Source organism: Geovibrio sp. ADMFC3, assembly GCF_054687035.1.
Map to the genome: position 1 here is coordinate 1069665 of NZ_BAAFZG010000002.1, position 17302 is coordinate 1086966.

At 45.1% G+C, this 17302-nt stretch carries 15 protein-coding genes and 1 pseudogene; 5 read left to right on the plus strand and 11 right to left on the minus strand.

The genetic code is table 11. The annotated features are described in order from the left end of the window. Positions 1 to 7: 7 nt before the first annotated feature. Positions 8 to 1219: a cytochrome c oxidase subunit II gene (coxB, locus tag ACYRYY_RS05375; RefSeq protein ID WP_460214539.1), complete on the plus strand. Its 1212-nt coding sequence runs from the start codon at positions 8 to 10 to the stop codon at positions 1217 to 1219. After that, positions 1219 to 2061, plus strand: a complete 843-nt coding sequence (locus tag ACYRYY_RS05380; RefSeq protein ID WP_460214540.1) for a UbiA family prenyltransferase — start codon at positions 1219 to 1221, stop codon at positions 2059 to 2061. The genes coxB and ACYRYY_RS05380 overlap by 1 nt, the downstream gene beginning before the upstream one ends. On the opposite strand, the gene ACYRYY_RS05385 is transcribed toward ACYRYY_RS05380, so the two are convergent. From ACYRYY_RS05385 to ACYRYY_RS05395, 3 genes are read right to left on the minus strand one after another with little or no spacing between them, the layout of a single operon-like run. Beyond that, entirely contained in the window at positions 2054 to 3397 is a 1344-nt protein-coding gene (locus tag ACYRYY_RS05385) for a sigma-54-dependent transcriptional regulator (RefSeq protein ID WP_460214541.1), read from the minus strand. The two genes, ACYRYY_RS05380 and ACYRYY_RS05385, sit on opposite strands and share 8 nt — an antisense overlap. Next, on the minus strand, positions 3390 to 4016 hold the full coding sequence (locus tag ACYRYY_RS05390; RefSeq protein WP_460216511.1) for a hypothetical protein: 627 nt from the start codon (positions 4014 to 4016) through the stop codon (positions 3390 to 3392). The genes ACYRYY_RS05385 and ACYRYY_RS05390 overlap by 8 nt, the downstream gene beginning before the upstream one ends. Continuing rightward, on the minus strand, positions 3953 to 5410 hold the full coding sequence (locus tag ACYRYY_RS05395; protein WP_460214542.1) for a HAMP domain-containing sensor histidine kinase: 1458 nt from the start codon (positions 5408 to 5410) through the stop codon (positions 3953 to 3955). Before ACYRYY_RS05395 ends, ACYRYY_RS05390 begins: the two co-directional genes overlap by 64 nt. Before the next feature lie 289 nt (positions 5411 to 5699). Between ACYRYY_RS05395 and ACYRYY_RS05400 the strand changes: the two genes are divergently transcribed. Then, the gene (locus tag ACYRYY_RS05400; RefSeq protein WP_460214543.1) at positions 5700 to 5825 is read left to right on the plus strand and encodes a hypothetical protein; all 126 of its coding nucleotides are present in this window, start codon (positions 5700 to 5702) and stop codon (positions 5823 to 5825) included. Positions 5826 to 6074: 249 nt separating this feature from the next. On the opposite strand, the gene ACYRYY_RS05405 is transcribed toward ACYRYY_RS05400, so the two are convergent. The 8 genes and pseudogenes from ACYRYY_RS05405 to ACYRYY_RS05440 form a co-directional block, all read right to left on the minus strand. Further along, positions 6075 to 6755: a TorD/DmsD family molecular chaperone gene (locus ACYRYY_RS05405; protein ID WP_460214545.1), complete on the minus strand. Its 681-nt coding sequence runs from the start codon at positions 6753 to 6755 to the stop codon at positions 6075 to 6077. An 81-nt stretch (positions 6756 to 6836) separates the two neighbouring features. Further along, positions 6837 to 7445, minus strand: a complete 609-nt coding sequence (locus tag ACYRYY_RS05410; RefSeq protein ID WP_460214546.1) for a 4Fe-4S dicluster domain-containing protein — start codon at positions 7443 to 7445, stop codon at positions 6837 to 6839. A gap of 14 nt (positions 7446 to 7459) precedes the next feature. Further along, complete coding sequence (locus ACYRYY_RS05415; protein ID WP_460214547.1) at positions 7460 to 10090, minus strand: DMSO/selenate family reductase complex A subunit; 2631 nt, start codon at positions 10088 to 10090, stop codon at positions 7460 to 7462. A gap of 155 nt (positions 10091 to 10245) precedes the next feature. Continuing rightward, entirely contained in the window at positions 10246 to 10779 is a 534-nt protein-coding gene (locus tag ACYRYY_RS05420) for a hypothetical protein (protein WP_460214549.1), read from the minus strand. 15 nt (positions 10780 to 10794) lie between these two features. Next, positions 10795 to 13260, minus strand: a complete 2466-nt coding sequence (locus tag ACYRYY_RS05425; protein WP_460214550.1) for a molybdopterin-dependent oxidoreductase — start codon at positions 13258 to 13260, stop codon at positions 10795 to 10797. Beyond that, positions 13220 to 14578 carry a sensor histidine kinase gene (locus ACYRYY_RS05430; RefSeq protein WP_460214551.1) on the minus strand — a complete coding sequence of 453 codons (1359 nt, stop codon included), beginning with the start codon at positions 14576 to 14578 and terminating at the stop codon, positions 13220 to 13222. The genes ACYRYY_RS05425 and ACYRYY_RS05430 overlap by 41 nt, the downstream gene beginning before the upstream one ends. Further along, a pseudogene (locus ACYRYY_RS05435) lies at positions 14568 to 14705 on the minus strand (helix-turn-helix domain-containing protein); the annotation flags it as partial. The gene ACYRYY_RS05430 and the pseudogene ACYRYY_RS05435, both read right to left, overlap by 11 nt. An 18-nt stretch (positions 14706 to 14723) precedes the next feature. Next, positions 14724 to 15263, minus strand: coding sequence for a response regulator transcription factor (locus ACYRYY_RS05440; protein ID WP_460214552.1), 540 nt, complete (start codon positions 15261 to 15263; stop codon positions 14724 to 14726). Between the two features lie 326 nt (positions 15264 to 15589). On the opposite strand from ACYRYY_RS05440, the gene ACYRYY_RS05445 reads away from it, so the two are divergent. Continuing rightward, positions 15590 to 16438: a class I SAM-dependent methyltransferase gene (locus ACYRYY_RS05445; protein ID WP_460214553.1), complete on the plus strand. Its 849-nt coding sequence runs from the start codon at positions 15590 to 15592 to the stop codon at positions 16436 to 16438. A gap of 4 nt (positions 16439 to 16442) precedes the next feature. Continuing rightward, positions 16443 to 17123 carry an RluA family pseudouridine synthase gene (locus tag ACYRYY_RS05450; RefSeq protein WP_460214554.1) on the plus strand — a complete coding sequence of 227 codons (681 nt, stop codon included), beginning with the start codon at positions 16443 to 16445 and terminating at the stop codon, positions 17121 to 17123. The last annotated feature ends 179 nt before the right edge of the window (positions 17124 to 17302 follow it).

The following is a 17302-nucleotide window of genomic DNA, read 5'->3' on the forward strand; positions in this document are numbered from 1 at the left end:
CGGTTTTATGGAAAATAATCTCGTAGATGCTGTAAGCAAAGTTGATCAGGCTTTCCTGTTCATCTTCGGCATATCATTCGCAATACTTTTTCTCATAACGGCCGTCACAATCTGGTTTCTCTTCCGTTACAGTAAAAAGCGGAACCCTGTCCCCTCGGACATTGAAGGAAACGTACTGGCGGAAACACTCTGGACGGTGATCCCTACCCTCCTTGTTTTTGCTATGTTCTGGTTCGGATGGACAGGCTATAAAGCACTGCGTGAAGCTCCCGCAGATTCAATGATTGTTCAGGTTGAAGCACGCATGTGGTCATGGAAGTTTATCTACGAAAACGGACGCACCAGCGACAAGCTTTACGTGCCTGAAAACACGCCGATCAAGCTGGACATGACCTCCGTAGACGTTATCCACAGCTTTTATGTTCCCGCATTCAGAATTAAGATGGACACTGTACCCGGAATGCAGACCTACGCATGGTTCAACAGCGGTGAGGCATCACAGTACGACATTCTCTGTGCTGAATACTGCGGTGTGCGACATGCCTATATGCTATCCAAGGTTGTCGTTGTTCCGCAGGAAGAGTACGACAAGTGGATAGAAACAGGCGAGGCTGATTCCGAAAAACCGGAAGGCATGCTTGTTCTTGAGAAATACGGATGTCTTGACTGTCACTCAATGGACGGAAGCGAGATCGTGGGTCCCAGTTTCAAGGACATATACGGTCATGAAGTTACTGTCATTGAAAACGGTGAAGAGAAAACCCTCACCGCTGATGAAGAATATCTTGAAAGAGCCATTAAAGATCCCTCAGTGGAAATCGTTAAAGGCTACGATGATATGATGCCGCCGTCTGATGAAATGACGGATGAAGAGCTTGAAACAATTGTAGAGTTCTTCAAAGGCGGAATGGTTATGGAGAAGAAAGGGGCGAAGGGAGCCAAAGTCGCTGAAAATGAAGGCTGCCTCGGCTGCCACTCAACAGACGGCAGCGAAATTGTTGGCCCCAGCTTCAAAAACATGATCGATCGTAAACTCACTGCCGTTCACGAAGGCAAAACTGTAGAAGTTGTTGCGGACACACGCTACATCATTGACTCCATCAAGAATCCGGATGATTATATTGTCGAAGGATACGATGGCGGCATGATGCCCTCATACGATCTCAGTGATGAGGACATGAAAGCGCTCATCGAATTTTTCAGCACTCTGAAGGATTAATGAATACAGATTATCTCAAACTTATAAGAATTAAGGTAACAATTTTGGTGGGTCTTTCCGCATTTGCGGGGACCTGCCTTTTTTCTCCTGTAATCAGTGAGAAACACCTCTACGGCGTCCTTGCCGCTGTTCTTCTGTCTGCGGGCTGCTCCGCACTGAACCAGTGGCAGGAACGCAAAGAGGATTTTCTCATGGAGAGAACCAGAGACCGCCCCCTTCCTTCCGGCAGGATGAAACCGGAGGAAGCGTTGATGTTCGCCTGCATAATACTTGCCGTTGCATTTACACTGATAGTCCGTATGAAAAATCCACAGCTTTTCATTCTGGGTGCCGCAGCGGTTATAGTGTATAACCTGCTTTATACCCCGATGAAAAAGCGAACCCCCTTTGCGCTTATGACCGGCTCTGTTTCAGGCGCTTTTCCTCCCCTCATAGGCTTTACCGCCGCCGGAGGAAGCATATTTGATACACGAATAATGGCTGTATCAGTTGTACTTTATATCTGGCAGACGCCTCATTTTGCGCTGTTATCTGAAAAATATGCCTCAGACTACGCCAGAGCGGGCTTCAAAACCTTAAGCGGTACATACGGCAGCCTCAAGGCACAGAAATTTACAGATCTCTGGACATCCGCCTATGTAACGTCATTGTTCTTCATACCCATGTCCGGCGTGTATTCCCACGGAATATCATCATGGATTCACGTTGGGCTTACACTTGCGGCATTTGTTCTTTTCCTGAAGTACAGGCTGCTGCCTTCAAAGGCTTTTCATGCTTTGAACGCATCGATGGGATTCTTCTTTATTCTTCTGATTGCGGATAAGATGCTGACCCTTATCTGAAACTTTCCGGGTCTATTGAATAACGCTTGAGAAGCTCATAAAAATCCGCTCTGTAAACGTCCGCCATGCGTGAAGCCTTGCTGACGTTTCCCTTATTTATCTCCATAAGCTCGGTGGCGTATCTGCGCTCAAACTCTTTTTTTGCTTCCTTGAACGTCTGCGGTGCGGCAGTGTCAGAGGAAAGACGCACGGCATCAGCCCCTATTTCCGCACCTGTTGTGAGAACAACCGCACCCTCTATGGTATTTTCCAGCTCACGGACATTCCCGTGCCAGTCATAGGTCATTATCTTCTCAAATGCCTGTTTTGAAAGGTGTTCAGCCTTGCGTCCGTATTTCTGGGAATACATTTTTATGAAATGCTCCGTAAGCAGCGGAATGTCCTCCCTGCGTTCACGAAGGGGTGGAATACGGAGATGGATGACATGTATGCGGTAGAAAAGGTCTTCCCTGAAAGTGTTTTTTTTGATCTCTTCGGTGAGATCCTTATTGGATGCGGAAATCAGCCGTATATCAAGACTGACTTTCTTCTCGCTCCCCAGCGGGTAAACCTCTCTGTTTTCGAGGACACGGAGCAGTTTTGCCTGCATAGAGAGAGGCATCTCCGACACCTCATCCATAAAAAGCGTTCCTTCCTGCGCCTGCTCAAAGAAGCCTTTCTTTTTCCTGTTTGCTCCTGTGAATGCTCCCTTCTCATAACCGAAAAGTTCACTCTCCATAAGGCTTTCAGGGATGGCTGATGAGTTAATGGCGATAAACGGCTTATCCTTGCGGGCGCTGCTGAGATGGAGCATCTTCGCCACAAGCTCCTTGCCTGTGCCTGATTCGCCCTGAATATAAACACTTGCCTCACTTCCAGCGGCAAGGATAATCTGCTCATTCAAACGGCGCATTTTGTCGCTTCTGCCTATGATATTTCCGGCTATGACAGTTTCACGGAGCATATTCCGCAGACGGAGATTCTCACGGGAGAGATTATTTTTCTCCACCGCCTTTTCCACCTGAATAACAAGCTCCCTGTGATCAAAAGGCTTGGTGAGATAGCCGAAAGCGCCGCTACGCATTGCCTCCACCGCTTCATCTATGGTTCCGTAAGCCGTGAGGAAAATTACCGGAAGCTCCGCATCAAGCTTTTTGATGTTTTCAAATATCTCAAGCCCTGTTTCCTCCTCAAGCTTCATATCAAGCACTGCTGCGTCAAACACTTCGTTTTCCAGAAGTTTCATCGCCGCTTCACCGCAGTCAGCGGTTAGGACATCAAAGCCGGAGCTTTTCAGGCGGAGTCTTATTATTTCAAGCAGGTTGCGGTCATCGTCAACAGCCAGAATCTTATTCACGTCCGTTTCCTTCCTGACTCTGTTTTATACGCAGGTCTATCTCTTTGATTGCCTCAAGGCGGGCATTTATCTCTGTGAGCTGGTTTTTAAGCCTCTTTTCCTGCGCCGCAAGGCGTTCATTCTCCCTGCGGAGTTCCGAATTTTTCATTCTGAACTCATCCGCAGTCTCTTTTAAGAATGCACTCTCCGCCTCTTTTTCCGCAAAACTGCTGTTGATTTCAGTCATTCTTATACCGAGGCGCTCAGCTTCAGCGGCTGATTCAGCGTACTTGCCCATAAGATCAGCAACGACAGAAGCCTGTATAGTGTAAGGACTATCAGGATACAGGTTAGCCAGGGTATCCATGTAAACCCTGACATCCTGTGCATTGAAATAAGGGCTTTTCGGGTCGGAGCTTACAAGCATCCGCATAAAAAGCCTTCTGTCTTCCTCTATATCCTCCGCTCTGTCGAGCATAGTCATCACTCCTTCGTAATCACCTAATTTTAAAAAAAGCATACAGCTTTCACCCACGCTCTGCTTTGCCGCAGGTGAACAGCCGAGAAGTGAAAAAATCAGAAAGAGCGCGGCAGAGTGAAAAGAAATTCGCTTCCTTCCCCTTGTCTGCTTTTTGCCCATATTTCTCCTCCGTGGCGGGAAATTATTTTTCTGGCAATGGCAAGCCCCAGACCGGTTCCTTTGACATCACCCTGCTGATTCCGTCCTCTGCGGTAACGTTCAAAGATGTGAGGCAGGTCTTCCCCGCTTATCCCTCTCCCGTTATCTTTGACAGATACCAACAAAAGGCGTTCATCTGTTTTTTTTGCGCTTATGTTTATCATTCCGTTTTCAGGAGTATACTTGAGTGCATTGCTTATGAGATTTTCCGCTGCACGGCTTATCATTTCAGCAGCCCCAAAAGCTTCGGGCAGTTCTTCTGCTATATCCTGCACAACCTTGATTTTCTTTGCAGCCGCTATGGGTTCAGTCTTTTTTATTATTTCTTTTAATACGCCGCCCAAATCAAATGCCTGCATTTCATACGGTGCATCATTTATATCCAGTCTGGAGATTTCTATGATCCCGTTCACTGAGGTTATCAGGCGTTCAGACTCAGCGTTAATAATATCCAGCAGTCTTCCTGAGTTTTCCGGATCATTATCAAAAACGCCTTCTTTAAGCATCTGTGCCGCCTCTTTTATGGATGAAAGCGGAGTTTTAAGCTCGTGGGAAACATTGCTGACAAACTCCTCTTTTTGCTCCCGGCTTTCCTTAAGTCTTCTTATCATTATGTTAAAATCAGACGCAAGACGCTCTATTTCATAAGGTGCTTTCAGGTAAAAGCTTTCAGGAAAACGCCCCGCCGCAACCTCATTTGTTTTCTCGCCAAGCTTCTGCAAAGGGCGGGCGATGTTGCGGGTGTTAAAAAAAGCAACTGCTGCTGCCCCTATAATACATGCTGTCATAAAAACAACTGATCGGTGCAGTACCTTTTCGACCATCTGGTTTGAACGCTCCAGTTTTTTCTGCCATTCACTGTCCGCAGTGTTTTTAAGTTCGCTAATCTTGTCTGTAAGCAGGGCAGAAATTTTTTCAATCTCTGTATCTGCTTCAGTATTGTTATGTTCTTCCCCTTTGATCTGTGCTGTAGACATTTTAGAGAAAGCACCGTAAAGCTCACTTACGCTGTCGTATATATCAGTCTTCGATTTTCCCGTTACAGTTTCTGACAGGTGCTGACTGACTGATTCCGCCTCAGCCATGAAGCCGTTAAACCGCTCATAAAAATCCTCGTCTCCGGTCACTATATATTTCAGTCGGAATTCATTCATGCGCTCAATTGAGGAGATAAACCTGTCCGAATCGGCAATAACCGGAAGATTTACGGAGGTCACGTCATGGAGGATTCTATGAATCTGCTCAGTTTTATGAAAAACATAGATTATGAAGTACGATATAAGTACAAGAAGAATAAGGTTTGTCAGGGCAAGCCTGCCGAATATGCCTGTGAGCTTCATTGCGTAATTTAGCATAATCATACCGACGCATACAACAGGCAATTTGTTTCTTTTTGTCTCATAATTATTTGCAGGTAAAAGACTTTATTATATCAAAACAGTGTATGTAAATCCATACGCTCCAAAAACCCGCCATAAAAGGAAATGCTGATTCATATGAAGGAAAATCCATACAGCTATAATTTAACGGCAGAAAACTTTCTTACATATAATGTATTTGTTATTAATAAGTTACGCAGGAAACTGCTTTTTGGCACGGTTAATGCTTAATAAACTGTAATTAAGTTATTCGGAGGAATAAAACATGAAAAAACTTATCACTATACTTGTACTCGGCATGATGGTTGTAACAAGCGTAGCTGCTTTCGCTGGCGATAAAGCAGAAGAAACCAAACCTGCTGACAACCAGACTCAGACTGAGAGCAAATAATTTAAAACCACCACAGGGAGAACAAGGATTGTTCTCCCGTTCATCATCATCCCGCAGCCCACACACTCCTGAGTATGTAAGGGGAGTGACCCGAGAAAGGCACGTCTGTTTTCAGGCGTGCCTTTTTTAGTAAGCGTGTGCGTCAGACTGACAGGATGTACAGGATGACGCCATTAATAAGGAAAAGAGGACACGCTGGTCAGACGTGTCCTCTTTCAGAAATATATGTTAATGGTACCAACAGGGGTCTTAGTTCTCTATATTATTCAGCAGTGCGGACGTTTCTTTAATCATACCTTTAAGCATCCATCCGCCGCCTTTGTAAAAATCTGTGCGTGAGTTTTCAATAACCTTATCGGCAAACTCAGAAACCCAGCGTGCCATATGCAGTCCGTAGAACAGGCGCATATCCTCAATAAGAGCGCAGCATGTTTCTCTGTCTTCTTTTTCAAAAGCTTCAAGAGCCTTGAGGGAAAGGAAGTTCATATAAGCGCATTCATATGCAATGTGATCATCCGGTTCTTTATGCAGTTTATTTATCTGCAAACCGTTTTTTCTGTACATTTCCCGTACGTTAAGGGTTGATTTTCCAAAGAGTGTTCTGTCTGTTTCGGTGTAGACAGATTCCCATGGAGGTGCAAGCAGACTTCCGGGACCTATAAACAGTACATTATAGTTATCAGTAAGTTCGCTGAAGCTGCTTTCTGTGTAGGATGCAAGATATTTTTTCACTAATCCGAGACCTGTCACGGATTCAATGCTTTCACACATGGGCCAGTCGCTGTCCATGATATGTGTGGTTTTCAGACTTTCAATAAAGTCTTTTGAGGGAGCCTCAACAAACAGCTTATTCATAAAGCTGTGAGTAATTGTTATATTCAGAAGCTCCTGATAAACTTTTTCGCAAGTTTCTTTGAGCAGCTTATCCATCGACTTCTCCTTTTAATGAAACAAACCTGTTGTGTTTATGAAGGAGAGGGGAAAAATTCCCCCTCTCCGACTTCTGTTTATTTAAACTTCTTCGGGGTTGACCGCAGTTACTCCGCCTGCCGCATCTTTATGGGCAAGATACACAACATTAGGCTTAGTAGTAGCAGGGAACGGGCTGATAGACTGCACGTTGCCGTATTTCGCTTTAAGCTCTTCTATTGTGCCGAAGTCAAGTGCCCTTGACGGGCATGCCTTAACACACGCAGGATTGGGTACACCGTTTTCAAGTTCATCCGTACACATAACGCATTTGGTCATATGACCTTTTTCGTAGTTGTACGAAGGAGCTGTAAACGGGCACACTTCTCTGCACGCAAAGCAGGATATACATGTGGACGGATTGAAAGTAACAACACCGTCGCTTGCTCTTTTGCTGTAAACCTTACCGGGGCAGATTTCAAGGCATGCAGGATCATCACACTGGTTGCATGCCATTGAAGCATAAAATGCGAACACATCGGGCTTAACTGCATTTGTGTCTGCATTCTGCCAGCTTCCGCCGGCAAATTCGTAAACCTTTCTGAATTTTGTACCTTCAGGAAGGTTCTGTCTGTCTTTACAGGCGTTCATACATGCCTTGCAGCCTGTGCAGTGCTTTGTATCAATATAAAATCCGTATTGTTTAGACATCTCAAGCCTCCCTCTTAACCGACTTTCCTGACATTAGCGAGAACGCTGTGCTGACAGTTACCTTTTGAGAATGCTTCAGGACGCAGACTTGTGAGGACGTTGTTATTTCCTCCGAAGTCAATCACATTCTTGTCACCGACTTCGTCTGAGGACATAAAGCCGTCCTGTATAAACTTACTGTCATACCTTTTACCACCGGGGTTGTACCACGCACCCTGAGGCAGAGCAATAACTCCGGGCATCATTCTGGGGGTAACTTTCGCCTTAATCCTCACCTTACCTCTGTCGTTCCATATTTCAACGAGATCTCCGTGGCGGATTCCGAGGTTTGCAGCGTCACTGGAGTTAATCCATGCGCTCTGAGGGCTGGCTTCATTATTCCATGTTGTGCTGCCGTAGGTAGAGTGAGTTCTCTGTTTAAAGTGGTGACCAACAACCTGAAAGGGGAAGTCATCTCTTTTATCGCTGGTGTAACCGTCCTGAGTCGTATGGAATTCAGGTATCGCACATATTCTGTCAAGATTATCTGCGGGAAGAATCCACTGATGGCTGAGGTTGTAAAGTCTTTTTGAGAAGATCTCAAACTTGCCTGAAGGAGTGGATACAGAGTTTGTTACGGGGTCTGCAACAAATGCCTTGTAAGCAACAGTAGGAGTAGCAGATGTATCAACTTTTCTCACCAAACCGGCTGCTTTTGCTTTAGCATATGTATCAAGTCCTTTTTCAGCAGTGAAAACGCCTTGATCGCCGTTTACTCTGAGAGTTTCGTTGAAAAGGAACTCAAGCCATTCGTCCTGAGTTTTGCCTTCTGTGTACTGATCAGCAATACCGATTTTAGCAGCGATGAGAGACATCATTTCATAAACTGTTTTACACTCGAAGAGAGGCTCAACAGCCTTAGTGTCGAATACCAGAATCGCAGAGTTTCCGCCTGCGTTTGATGTCACGTCATTCTGCTCCCAGTTTGTACAGTCAGGAAGGATATAGTCTGAAACAAGAGCCGAAGCAGTGAAATGGTTTTCAATAGTAACTATGCACTCACACTTAGTCTCATCCTTATACATCTTCATTGTTTCGTTGATATCGCCATGCTGGTTTACCATGCAGTTGCCCGCATAGTTCCATATGAACTTAATTGGCAAAGGAAGAGGAGTGTCCTGAGTAGCAAGACCTCTTACTCCCCATGTTCTTCCTGTCATAGAGGTATGGTCAAGTATTGCCTGATACCATGTGTAGTGTGAGATAGTGTAAGGAATAGGGTTGGACGGGAAAGTTGTTGCCCATCCTCTGAAGCGGATGCTTACAGAAGAACCGCTTTCACGTGAGCCTGTTCCGCCGCCCTGAATACCGATATTCTGTGTAAGGATAGCAATAAGGCTGATCGCACGGCAGTTGTTTCCACCGAGGTAATGCCTCTGAGGTCCCCACCCCTGAATGATCATTGCAGGTTTTTCATTAACAAGTGTTTCTGCAAAAGATTTAATTGTAGAAACAGGAATACCTGTGATTTCTGATGCCCATTCAGGTGTTTTAGGAGTTGAGTCAACACCAAGACCAAGGATATAGGATTTGTATGAACTGTTGGGAGCAACAGGAGGTTCTCCACCTTCGGGAGCGCCCTGAGCTGTGCCGCTAGCTTCGACAATACCTGTCATAGAAGCTTCGTCCCAGCCTACACAGCGTTCGTTAATCCATGCTTCGTTAAGCAGATTCTCGTCGAGAAGATGGTAAACCATACCAGCAACAAGAGCAGTGTCTGTACCGGGTCTGATGCTTATCCAGTCCGCTTCAAGAGCTATAGCAGTATCCGTAAGATGCGGATCCACAGAGATAAACTTAAGGTTGGGGTTTTTCTCTTTTGCTTTCTGGAGATGGTAAGTGTAATGCCCGCCTGAACCCATACGTGTGTTTGCAGGGTTGTTGCCCCAAAGAACTACAACATTACTGTTAACAGCATCTGTAATTGTGTTCTGGCTGGAACCGCCAAGCAACATAGGCAAATAGGGAGCAATCTGAGGTGTTGAATAAGTGCCATAATGATTAAGCCATCCGCCCCAAAGGTTATGAAGCCTTGCTATCGGGCTGTTATGAGGCTGCCATGATTTTGAGAAAGCCGCATCTATAGTTCCGGTTGCATACTGGATATAGAATGAACCAGGACCATAGTTTGATTTAACATCAAGCATTTTGGCAGATATTTCGTTGATTGCCTGTTCCCATGAAATTCTTTCGTACTTGCCTTCTCCTCTTACGGTTCCGGCAACTCTTTTCATAGGGTATTTTACTCTGTCAGGATGATAGAGCCTCTGGCGTATAGAACGCCCGCGTACACATGAACGGAACTGAAACCCTGCGCCGTAGTCTCCATACTCATCAGGGTTTTCGTTATCTGTGCTTACACGAACAACTACTCCATCTTTGATGTGAAGTTTCAGGGGACAGTGGCTTCCACAGTTAACATTGCAGCCATTCCATACTTCTTTGTCGAATGAAGGCGCACTGGGGGTATCGCCGTCATCATCGCTGCTGCTTGAGCTTCCGCAACCAAGTGTAGCAGCTGTACCCAGAACTGCACTCCATTTAAGGAATGAGCGTCTGGAAACGTTAATTAAGTTTTTGAGTTTTTCCTTCTCGAAAACTGACATAATCTTCCTCCTCGTATACCGGTTGAACAACCGTTGCCGTAACAGATCATGTTCTAAATGAATTGATAGTTTTTTAACATGCTAAGGGTAAATACTAGGTAAAGAGAACGTCGGTTTAATTTGATAAAACGAGAAAAAGAAGGAAAAAAATAAAATTATTCAGTAATAACCAGTTTTATATATCTGTATAATCCTGCGGCGTCACTGTCGGATATCTTCGCATGGGTTTTCATGGAACTCATAATGCCCGCCCACTGCTCAACACTGAACCTTCTGTGGTTAATGGCAGAATGGCAGGAACTGCATATTTCGTAGTACATGTCTTCATAGCTGCTAAGGGCTGCTTCAAGTGTCTGAGAGATATAATCGCTTTTTATAAATCCCTTGATCAGCACTTCCTTCATTCCCTGTTTAGCACTTCCGGTTTCAACAGCCGATGATAAATCGTAAAGAATGCCATAGGTAATCCGCCCGTTTTCAGAATAAAGGGTCTTATCGCCCTTCCTCATCCAAGCAGTGAGCTTTCCGTCACTTATCGGAGAGCCGAACTGAAGCAGTGCAGTTTTTTTCCCGCTGACATCTGTGAGTTCTATATCTTTATTAAGCCATCCGTAACCAGATGCAAATGCAGTAAAAATACTAAAAACAAATATTAGAGCGATATAACAAATAATGATGCTTCTTTTCATCTTTATTACTTAATATTATTCTTCCGTTATTACAACCGGATTTTTGTACGCCTCGTTATTTTTTATTTTTCCCTGAATTTTTTTCAAAGATACAAGGCAGCTATGTGCAGCACACGCCTGAGCAAGTTTTGATGTGGGTCTGGAAGGTGTGAGAACGTTCACATTTCCCCCAAGACATCGGGCTCCAACACCGCAAGCATCCTCAGGAGAATACCATGCACCCTCATCCACACGTACTACGTTTCTGCGCATCGTGCTGCTTATCTGTGCCCCGCAGATTATTGAACCCCTCTCATTATAGACCTCAACAAGATCCCCGTCTTTTATACCCAGCTCCCAGGCATCTTCGGGGTTAATAACCACGGGTTCACGCCCTTTTATCTTGTACTGTTCTTTCAGAGATATGTTGTCCATCTGAGAATGCATCCTGTGTTTAGGATGAATCGAGAGTAGGTGATATTTATGTGTCTGCGCAAGATCTGCCCCCAGCCACTCTTTGGGTTCTATCCATGTGGGATGCCCCGGACAGTCATCATATCCGAAACTTGCCACTTTCTCTGAAAAAATCTCTATCCTGCCGGATGGAGTAAACAGCGGAGAGGTATTCGGATTTTTGCGGTAGTCTTCCAGCCTCACAAATCTTTTATTTTTTGAAGGCACTTTAAATTCAATAAACCCCTGACGCCAGAACTGCTCGAAAGGCATGTTGGTTTCGACGTTTGCGTAGCTCCAGCGTATCCAGTCCATCTGGCTTCTGCCTTCTGTAAATTCTTTTTCAAATCCAAGCCTTTTAGCAAGCTCAGTCAGCACCCAGTAGTCGTCTTTTGCTTCGTAAAGAGGCGGAATAACCTGCTTCATAGCCCATATATGGGTATGTGAATACGGGTCGCCGTATGTAATGTCATTTCGTTCAAAAGTTGACGTAACAGGAAGAACAATATCAGAATATTTCGCCGTTGCGTTCCAGACTATCTCATGGGTGATTATATTTTCTACCCCGCGCATCCCTTCCAGCAGCTCATTGGTATTGGGGTGCTGGGTAATGATATTTGAACCCATATTATGAAGCATGGATATTTTAGGGTAGGTGATTTTATTTCCGTTAAAATCGATTGTTCTGCCGGGGTTAAGAAGCATCTCCCCTATTCTTGAAGCAGGAATCACTGTTCTTGCAGGGTTTCGTCCCTGAGACATCCTGCGGGGCATAACTTTTCCGGAATATGAAAGCCCCCCGTTGCCGAAATGATAGCCGCCGCCGGGTGTTCCGATCTGCCCAAGCATACAGGCAAGAGTGATGAGCGACCAATGAAACTGCTCTCCGTTGTCTGCACGCTGGCATCCGTAATGACTTGTAAGCAGAGTTCCTGTTTTACGAAACTCAAAAGCAAGTCTTCTTATTGTACCGGCACTGACTCCGCATATTTTTTCGGCCCATTCAGGGCTTTTTCTCACACCATCATGCTTTCCGGTAATGTAGTTTTTGAAAATATCAAAGCCTACGGTGTATTTATTTATAAAAGAGCTGTCGTATTCGTTAGTAGTAAAAAGCTCAAAACAGATCGCCATTATCATGGCAACATCTGTGTTAGGCTTTATGGGGATCCATTCCGCATCCATAAACTTGGCAGTTTCAGTATAAACAGGGTCAATGCTTATAAACTTCATCCCTGCATTTTTCATATTCACAAACCACTCAATACGGGTATGATCCGGCACAGAATAGCTTATCCTGAATGTTTTAAAAGGGTCAGAGCCCCAAAGAACCATGGTTTTGGTGTGCTTGGCTATCATCTCGTATGTAGTTTGATAGCTGTATATTTCAAGCCCGCCCATTACATGAGGCAGAATGTGTGTTGCCGCTCCGGCGGAGTAATCACCTATTGTGTCGGTAAAACCGCCGAAAAGCCCCATAAATCTGCCCTGTAGAATGTCAGGACGACCTATTACGCCGGGGTGCGACCAGCCTGCAAATGACGGGCGGTATATTGATTCGTTTCCGTAATTTTCCTTAACATCCCTGAGTATCTTCGCTACGAGATCCAGAGCGGTTTTCCAGTCAACCCTGACAAATTCTTCACAACCCCTCAGAGAAGTGTCTCTCTTTCCGGCGAGGAAGCTTTTTCTTACGCAAGGATATTTTATTCTGTTCTGGCTATGGACATATTCAGGCAAACTGTACAGCATGGACGTGGGCGCATAATCATTTTTATGAGGCTCCACTCCCATAACTCTACTGCCGGACACTACAGCCATTACAGCCCCGAAATGGGTCGCATGTGGAATTTTCACTCCGGATGCGGAGTTTGTCATTGCGAAAAGCTCATTGTAAGCGCCGCTCATCATTAAGGCGGAAGAAAAAAGACCCATCTTAAGCAGGTCCCTTCTGCTTATTCCGTCATAACCGTTCATAACAATAATAACCTCGTAAAATAATAAGATGTCACTGCATATTCCCGTCTGCGGCGGCTTTTTTTGTCTCACATCCGCAGTCTTCCTTGAGATTGTAGCAAAGTGTCACTGTTGTGCCTTTATCCGGTTCGGATTCAATAAGGAAGCTCCAGCCAAGGCTGGAACACAGACGCCTGACAATGGCAACGCCGAAACCGAAACCTTCTGCATGGTACTTCCCTGAATTTTTCCGGAGAAGATTAAGCTGCGTACTGCTTATGCCCATGCCCGTGTCTTTAACAGAAAGACATTTCTCCCGCAGGATGACCGTCACCTTACCTGATTGAGTATAAGTAAAGGCGTTGCGCAGGAGATTTGATATAAGTATATTCATTACCTGCGGAGCAACGGGAAGCATCTGAGGATAAAGCTCCCTCACCTCTATCTTAACAGGCTTATCTTTTATAAGATACAGATGTTCCTGTATGGTATCGGTGACTACAGAAAGCGTATCTGTTTCCTCAAAGTCAAACTCTCCTATGGTTTCATATCTTGAAAGCCAGAGGAATGATTTTATAAGATGCTCCATCTTGGATGTGGCACGGTGTATCCTTCCGACAATACGTGCCATTTTTTCGTCTTCAACCGCCTTTGAGTTTTCAAGAAGCTCAAGAGCGCCCTTGATAGTGGTCACAGGGGTGCGCAGTTCGTGAGATGCATCACGTGCAAAAGCAGCCTCTCTGGCAACAGATGTATGCAGCTCGTCCAGAGTATTCTTAAGGGTCGCCGCCAGAAATCCTATTTCGTCATCTCTGTAACCCTGTACAAAATCATCGGGTAAAGGCGAGCCCGTACCTCTTTCTTTGATATAATCAGCTAGCGTCACCACAGGGTTAATAACTTTATGGGCGGTAATAAGTCCCATAACAAAGCCGAAAACCATGATAGGCATCAGAACGCCAAGTATCGTAACCCGGAGAGAACTCAGAGACTCCCTGCTTGCATCCAGCCTTGTCACATTATACAGCATGTAGAACTTCACACCATCAGGCAGCATCCTGATTATGATGTGGTACTTCTGCTGGTTGCTTGTTCTAGAGTATTCTCCGGGCTGAAGCTTTGGAAGTTCAGCCTTCGCCCACTCAGGAAGCAGATCTTCACCGTAGTAAACGTTTATGAACGGCGAAGACGGTTTAGGCATAAAAAAGGAGTTTGATGTCGGCGCAGCAAAAGTGGACATATGGCTGCGGAGGTAATAATCCGCCTCCATGCGTATTGTCCTCTGTTTTGATCTGGTTTCGCTTATCTGTGTTGAAACAATAACACCAAGCACAAGAAGTGAACCCAGAAGGAGGCTTATACCTGTAAAAACAAGAATTATCCTGCTTCGCAGACCGGTTTTAAACCGCATCTGTCTCCTCTGGGGGCTCTTCGGCTATTTTATATCCTCTTCCCCTTACAGTATGGAGAAGTTCTGTATCAAATGGTTTATCAACAAGCTGGCGCAGAGTGTAGAAATGAGCCTTAAGCGCATTTGTCTGCGGAGGCTGATCTTTTCAGATGGCATACTCAAGCTCTTCCTTGGAAACTATCCCGGGGTGCGCCTCCATCAGCTTACGCAGAATCGTGAAACAGACTCCGGGGAGATCTATTATTCTTCCTTTTCTCATCACACAGCCGTTTTCAGGATCAAGGCTGAGTCCGCCGACTTCAAAAACGCTTGCCACACTGTGTTTTGTTCTTCTCACAGCCGCTTCAAGGCGCACCTTAAGCTCCGCAAGTTCAAAGGGTTTAGGAAGATAATCGTCCGTACCGGATTCAAATCCGTCAAGCTTGTCGTCCAGCATAGTCCTTGCGGTCAGCATCACAACCGGAATGTTCAGTCTCAGTTTGCGTCTAAGGATCCTGCATACTTCAAATCCGTTTATACCGGGAAGGTTAATGTCCAGCACAAGGGCGTCATAGTGATTCTCCTGTGCAAACTGCAGCCCCGCTTCGCCTGTGATGGCATAGTCCACACTCCAGCCCTGCATTTCAAAATAGTCGATTACATTTTCCGCAAGATCCGAATCGTCTTCAATCAATAACAATCTCATTTTTTGTGACCTCTTCATTTCAGATAAATTCAATACGAAATATAGGCAACAGTAAAATTAATGCACGACAAAAAATAACCCTATACAAATTTTACACCGGTTCACATTGCCGCATACTTCCCCAAAAAGGTATAAATACCCCATACTAACATAGATTAACAGGCTTGGAGTAAAGTACAAGTAAAGACCAGGTAAAATATTAAACTTGTCTCATAGAATATTATACCATTAGCAGATAAATAAAGTTTTTATTTCTTTTATATGTTGCCTTCCCTGCCGTTTCTGATAGATTCAGCGGATCACCGGATTTTAAGGAGATGATAATTATGAATCCCTCAGGTTCTTATTCTGTTCTGGACAGCGGAAATGGAAGAAAGCTGGAAAAAGTTGGCGGCTTTATACTGGACAGACCATGCGCACAGGCAGTCTGGGGCAAAATGCTCCCCGAAAGCGAATGGAAAAATGTTCATGCCATATTCTCAAGAGAAGGCGGCAGCAGCTGGTCGTACAGAAAAACTCTGCCTAAGGAATGGGTGATTGAAGTAGACGGTCTGAAGTTCTACATAAGCCCCACAGATTTCGGTCATCTCGGTGTTTTCCCTGAACACAGATACTCATGGAGCTTCATGACAGATCTGATCAATAATTACGACAAAAAGCTTAAGGTCCTGAATCTTTTTTCATATTCCGGAGCAGCAACACTCGCCGCATGCAAAGCCGGTGCAGATGTAACCCACGTTGACGCCTCGCAGAAGATAAACGACCTCGCCAAACGCAACATATCCCTAAACGGTCTTGATCCGTCAAAGGTGAAATGGATCACCGATGACGTTATCAAATATCTCAAAAGAGAAGAGAAAAGGGGTTCAAAATATGACGGCATCATACTTGACCCGCCAAGCTTCGGCAGAGGAAGCAAAGGCGAAGTTTTTAAAATAGACACCCACCTGCCGGAGATAATAAAGCTCTGCCGCAGCGTGCTTAGTGAAAACCCGTCCTTCATTATTCTCACCTGCCATACACCGGGATATACACCGCTCACCCTGAAAAATATTCTTATTCAGGCGATGGAAGGCAAGAACGGCATAATAGAAACAAGCGAACTGACACTGGACAGAGGGGAAAGCCCGCTGCCTGTTCCGGCAGGTTACTTCGCCGCTTGGAAACGGAGATAACCGGATGAAGCTTGATATATTATACAGCGACAACCACATCCTTGCAGTTAACAAACCGGCGGGATTAAGCACTCAGGTATCCAACGAACATAAGGAAAGCCTTGAGGAATATGCCCGAGAATGGGTCCGCCGTGAGTTCAATAAGCCGGGCAATGTCTTTCTGCATACCGTTCACAGGCTGGACAGACCAGTAAGCGGAGCAGTGCTTTTCGCCAGAACAGACAAAGCACTGTCACGCCTGAACGCATTTCTGAGAGATAAGAAAGCAGAAAAAATATACTTCGCTGTTATTCAGGGAAACCCGCCGGCGGAAACAGGTACTCTTGTCCACCATCACTCCCACGGAAATTTTAAGGCAAAAATAACCCAGAACCCACACAAAAACTCGAAAATAGCAGTGCTTGAGTATGAGAGGATCGCAAAAGTCAGCGGTCTGTCACTGCTTAAAATAAATCTTGAAACTGGCAGATACCATCAGATACGTGCCCAGCTTTCCTTTGCAGGATTCCCAATAGCCGGAGACACGAAATACGGCAGCAGAATAAAAACAGATAACGAAGCAGTAGCCCTACACCACAGAAAGCTCACTTTCAAACACCCCACCCAGCAGGAGGAAATTACAGTCACAGCAGACCTCCCCTCCTTTTACCCATGGAATCTTTTTCGTGAGGCAGTCTCCCGCTGAGACTGCCCGCTTTTCAATAAGACTTTTCAGCAGAACATAATACCTAGTAAACAAATATTATTATTCTTTTTTATTACAAACAATATAGCCATATCCATCGAAATGTACCCAAAACCCATGGTAAAGACAAAGTAAAACCATGTTTTCTATAACAGCGTTCTTGCCCTTTACCTATAAAT

Coding starts and splice junctions, on each gene's coding strand:
- ACYRYY_RS05410 (WP_460214546.1), bottom strand. CDS start 7,445: ATGTCTAAACAATACGGATTTTATATTGATACAAAGCACTGCACAGGC.
- ACYRYY_RS05400 (WP_460214543.1), top strand. CDS start 5,700: ATGAAAAAACTTATCACTATACTTGTACTCGGCATGATGGTTGTAACA.
- ACYRYY_RS05430 (WP_460214551.1), bottom strand. CDS start 14,578: ATGCGGTTTAAAACCGGTCTGCGAAGCAGGATAATTCTTGTTTTTACA.
- ACYRYY_RS05445 (WP_460214553.1), top strand. CDS start 15,590: ATGAATCCCTCAGGTTCTTATTCTGTTCTGGACAGCGGAAATGGAAGA.
- ACYRYY_RS05415 (WP_460214547.1), bottom strand. CDS start 10,090: ATGTCAGTTTTCGAGAAGGAAAAACTCAAAAACTTAATTAACGTTTCC.
- ACYRYY_RS05405 (WP_460214545.1), bottom strand. CDS start 6,755: ATGGATAAGCTGCTCAAAGAAACTTGCGAAAAAGTTTATCAGGAGCTT.
- ACYRYY_RS05395 (WP_460214542.1), bottom strand. CDS start 5,410: ATGCTAAATTACGCAATGAAGCTCACAGGCATATTCGGCAGGCTTGCC.
- ACYRYY_RS05380 (WP_460214540.1), top strand. CDS start 1,219: ATGAATACAGATTATCTCAAACTTATAAGAATTAAGGTAACAATTTTG.
- ACYRYY_RS05420 (WP_460214549.1), bottom strand. CDS start 10,779: ATGAAAAGAAGCATCATTATTTGTTATATCGCTCTAATATTTGTTTTT.
- ACYRYY_RS05440 (WP_460214552.1), bottom strand. CDS start 15,263: ATGAGATTGTTATTGATTGAAGACGATTCGGATCTTGCGGAAAATGTA.
- ACYRYY_RS05450 (WP_460214554.1), top strand. CDS start 16,443: ATGAAGCTTGATATATTATACAGCGACAACCACATCCTTGCAGTTAAC.
- coxB (WP_460214539.1), top strand. CDS start 8: ATGGAAAATAATCTCGTAGATGCTGTAAGCAAAGTTGATCAGGCTTTC.
- ACYRYY_RS05390 (WP_460216511.1), bottom strand. CDS start 4,016: ATGGGCAAAAAGCAGACAAGGGGAAGGAAGCGAATTTCTTTTCACTCT.